Origin of the sequence: Citrobacter sp. wls826, assembly GCF_005281245.1 — a bacterium.
Taxonomy (GTDB): domain Bacteria; phylum Pseudomonadota; class Gammaproteobacteria; order Enterobacterales; family Enterobacteriaceae; genus Citrobacter; species Citrobacter braakii.
In genome coordinates this window covers 141868-146096 of sequence record NZ_SZWS01000012.1, presented here as the reverse complement: position 1 = coordinate 146096, position 4229 = coordinate 141868, and the positions used below count along the sequence as shown (strand labels likewise).

Genomic DNA, 4229 nt, shown 5'->3' with positions numbered 1-4229 from the left:
GCCAGCTGCTGATGACAGCTGGCGTGAGTCCATCGTCACCCGCAGCCCACTGATGCTGCGCCTGCTGGAACAGGCGCGCATGGTGGCGCAATCGGACGTAAGCGTATTGATCAACGGCCAAAGCGGAACCGGGAAAGAAGTTTTTGCCCAGGCCATTCACAACGCCAGCCCGCGCAGCCACAAGCCCTTTATTGCCATTAACTGCGGCGCATTGCCGGAACAACTGCTGGAGTCTGAGCTGTTTGGTCATGCGCGCGGTGCCTTTACCGGCGCGGTGAGCAATCGTGAAGGGCTGTTTCAGGCCGCGGAAGGCGGGACGCTGTTTCTCGATGAGATTGGCGATATGCCCGCGCCGTTGCAGGTTAAATTGCTACGTGTATTGCAGGAGCGAAAAGTCAGGCCGCTGGGCAGTAACCGCGATATCGATATTGATGTGCGGATCGTTTCCGCGACCCACCGTGATTTACCCAAAGCGATGGCTCGGGGGGAATTTCGCGAAGATTTGTACTATCGCCTCAACGTGGTGAGCCTGAAGATCCCAGCGCTGGCCGAGCGTACGGAAGATATTCCGCTGCTGGCAAACCATCTGCTGCGCCAGTCTGCTGAACGACACAAACCGTTCGTGCGCGCCTTTTCGACCGATGCCATGAAACGGTTAATGACCGCCAGTTGGCCTGGTAACGTGCGTCAGTTGGTTAACGTGATTGAGCAGTGCGTGGCGTTGACCTCTTCGCCGGTGATCAGCGACGCGCTGGTGGAGCAGGCGCTGGAAGGGGAGAACACCGCGCTGCCGACCTTTGTTGAAGCGCGTAACCAGTTTGAACTCAACTACCTGCGTAAGCTGTTGCAAATCACCAAGGGCAATGTGACCCATGCGGCGCGAATGGCGGGGCGCAACCGCACCGAATTCTACAAGTTGCTCTCTCGCCATGAGCTGGATGCAAACGATTTCAAAGAATAAATCTGCGGATTATGTTAGTTTTATTCGATCAAAAGACAGGCGACCTTTTCAAGGAATAGCATGAAAAAGATTGATGCGATTATTAAACCCTTCAAGCTGGACGACGTCCGCGAAGCGCTGGCTGAAGTCGGCATTACCGGTATGACTGTAACAGAAGTGAAAGGGTTTGGCCGTCAGAAAGGCCATACTGAGCTGTACCGTGGTGCGGAATATATGGTGGATTTTCTGCCGAAGGTAAAAATTGAAATTGTGGTCACCGACGACATCGTCGATACCTGCGTCGACACCATTATTCGTACTGCCCAGACCGGTAAAATCGGTGACGGTAAGATTTTTGTCTTCGACGTGGCACGCGTGATTCGTATTCGCACCGGTGAAGAAGACGACGCGGCAATCTAAGCCGCGCCGTGCTTGCCGGATGGCGGTGTAAACACCTTATCAGGCCTACAATCTCCCGTAGGCCTGATAAGCGCAGCGCCATCCGGCATGATGTAATTACAAGACTTTATGCGGGCCGAAGCATTCGTAATGAATGTTCTCGTTTTTCACGCCCAGGCCGACCAACTGCTTCGCGGCAAACTGCATAAAGCCAACCGGACCGCACAGATAAAACTGCATCGCCGGATCGCTGATTGCGCCTTCCAGTTTGTTCAAATCCATCAGACCAACGCTATCAAACGCACCTTTCGCGCGATCGGCTTCGGTTGGCTCACGATACCAGGTGTGTGCGCTAAAGCGTGGCAGCGTTTTGCCCAGTTCATTCACTTCATCGGCAAAGGCATGTACATCGCCATTTTCTGCCGCGTGGAACCAGTTAACCTGCGCCGTATGATTCGCTTTTGCCAGCGTATCCAGCATCGCCAGCATCGGGGTTTGACCCACGCCTGCTGAAATCAGAGACACTGGGGTATCGGTCGCAACGTCCATAAAGAAATCGCCCGCAGGTGCAGCTAAGTGAACGACGTCGCCCACATTCGCATGGTTGTGCAGCCAGGTGGAAACCTGACCACCGTCTTCACGCTTCACAGCAATACGGTAGCCTTTGCCATCGGGTTTACGGGTCAGTGAGTACTGACGAATTTCCTGATGCGGGAAACCTTCCGGCTTCAGCCAGACGCCCAGGTATTGCCCCGGATGATATTCAGCCACTGCGCCACCGTCGACAGGTTCAAATTCAAAGCTGGTGATAAGCGCACTGCGTGGGGTTTTTGCCACGATGTGGAAAGGACGGGTACCTTCCCAGCCGCCATTTTTATTGGCATTTTCACTGTAGATCTGCGCTTCACGGTTGATGAAAACGTTCGCCAGCACGCCGTATGCTTTGCCCCATGCATCCAGAACTTCCTGGCCTGGGCTGAACATTTCGTCCAGCGTTGCCAGCAAATGGCCACCTACGATGTTGTACTGCTCCGGTTTAATCTGGAAGCTGGTATGCTTCTGCGCGATTTTCTCAACGGCAGGCAACAGCGCCGCCAGGTTCTCGATATTGCTGGCATACGCGGCAATAGCGTTAAACAGTGCTTCCCGCTGATCGCCATTACGCTGGTTACTCATGTTGAAGATTTCTTTCAGCTCTGGGTTATGCGTAAACATGCGATCGTAGAAATGGGCGGTCAGCTTCGGGCCTGTTTCAACCAGCAGGGGAATGGTGGCTTTCACTGTAGCGATGGTTTGTGCGTCAAGCATACGGTCTTCCTTTATCTGAAATTTTAATGATGTATGTCAAATGCATCTTATAAAAAATACCCCTGCATTGTAAATGGTTCTTTGTAACTTTGCGTTGTAAAGGTTACATCGTGAAAAATCTGCATCACAAACCTGAAAAGAAATCCGTTGAAATTCAGCAGACCTTTGTTCTCCAAAGCCTTGCGTGCCGTGAAGGTAATCGTTTGCGTAAAATCCTTTGTCAAGACCTGTTATCGAAGAATGATTCGGTTATACTGTTCGCCGTCGTCCAACGGGACTGCCTTTTTAGGCCGAAATTCTATTGTTAGCTGAGTCAGGAGATGCGGATGTTAAAGCGTGAAATGAACATTGCCGATTATGATGCCGAACTGTGGCAGGCTATGGAGCAGGAAAAAGTACGTCAGGAAGAGCACATCGAACTGATCGCCTCCGAAAACTACACCAGCCCGCGTGTTATGCAGGCGCAGGGTTCTCAGCTGACCAACAAATACGCTGAAGGTTATCCGGGCAAGCGCTACTACGGCGGTTGCGAGTACGTTGATATCGTTGAGCAATTGGCTATCGATCGTGCAAAAGAGCTGTTTGGCGCTGACTACGCTAACGTACAGCCGCACTCCGGCTCCCAGGCTAACTTCGCTGTTTACACCGCTCTGCTGCAACCGGGTGATACCGTTCTGGGTATGAACCTGGCGCAAGGCGGCCACCTGACTCACGGTTCCCCGGTTAACTTCTCTGGCAAGCTGTACAACATCATCCCTTACGGTATTGATGAGTCCGGTAAAATTGACTACGAAGATATGGCTAAGCAGGCCAAAGAGCACAAGCCGAAGATGATCATCGGCGGCTTCTCTGCTTACTCCGGCGTTGTTGACTGGGCAAAAATGCGTGAAATCGCCGACAGCATTGGCGCATACCTGTTCGTTGACATGGCGCACGTTGCGGGCCTGATCGCCGCAGGCGTTTACCCGAACCCGGTTCCACACGCACACGTAGTGACCACCACCACCCACAAAACCCTGGCGGGTCCGCGCGGCGGCCTGATCCTGGCGAAAGGCGGTGACGAAGAGCTGTACAAAAAGCTGAACTCCGCGGTGTTCCCAAGCGCACAGGGCGGCCCGCTGATGCACGTGATCGCGGCGAAAGCCGTGGCGCTGAAAGAAGCGATGGAGCCTGAGTTTAAGGTTTACCAGCAGCAGGTTGCCAAAAACGCCAAAGCGATGGTGGAAGTGTTCCTGAACCGTGGCTACAAAGTGGTTTCTGGCGGTACTGAAAACCACCTGTTCCTGCTGGATCTGGTTGATAAAAACCTGACCGGTAAAGAAGCTGACGCCGCACTGGGCCGCGCTAACATCACTGTTAACAAAAACAGCGTGCCGAACGATCCGAAGAGCCCGTTTGTGACTTCCGGTATCCGTATCGGTTCTCCGGCTGTGACTCGCCGTGGCTTTAAAGAAGCGGAAGTGAAAGAGCTGGCTGGCTGGATGTGTGACGTTCTGGACAACATCAATGACGAATCCGTTATCGAGCGCGTCAAAGGTAAAGTTCTGGATATCTGCGCACGCTTCCCGGTTTACGCGTAATT

Annotated in this window: 4 protein-coding genes and 1 pseudogene; 3 read left to right on the top strand and 2 right to left on the bottom strand. The window is 53.2% G+C overall.

Annotated features, from left to right (window positions below):
* Positions 1–961 (top strand): two-component system response regulator QseF/GlrR (qseF, locus tag FDW87_RS01645; RefSeq protein ID WP_252362945.1); only part of this gene is annotated, 961 nt, incomplete at its 5' end.
* A gap of 60 nt (positions 962–1021) precedes the next feature.
* Positions 1022–1360, top strand: coding sequence for a nitrogen regulatory protein P-II (glnB, locus tag FDW87_RS01640; RefSeq protein WP_002914032.1), 339 nt, complete (start codon positions 1022–1024; stop codon positions 1358–1360).
* On the opposite strand, the pseudogene FDW87_RS23255 reads toward glnB, so the two are convergent.
* Positions 1357–1452: pseudogene (locus tag FDW87_RS23255) on the bottom strand (hypothetical protein); the annotation flags it as partial. The gene glnB and the pseudogene FDW87_RS23255 sit on opposite strands and share 4 nt — an antisense overlap.
* Positions 1453–1456: 4 nt before the next feature.
* Entirely contained in the window at positions 1457–2647 is a 1191-nt protein-coding gene (gene hmpA / locus FDW87_RS01635; RefSeq protein ID WP_137379386.1) for an NO-inducible flavohemoprotein, read from the bottom strand.
* Positions 2648–2973: 326 nt separating this feature from the next.
* Here hmpA and glyA point away from each other — a divergent pair, with 326 nt between their 5' ends.
* A complete protein-coding gene (gene glyA, locus FDW87_RS01630; RefSeq protein ID WP_019077397.1) occupies positions 2974–4227 on the top strand; it encodes a serine hydroxymethyltransferase in 1254 nt (417 codons plus the stop codon).
* The last annotated feature ends 2 nt before the right edge of the window (positions 4228–4229 follow it).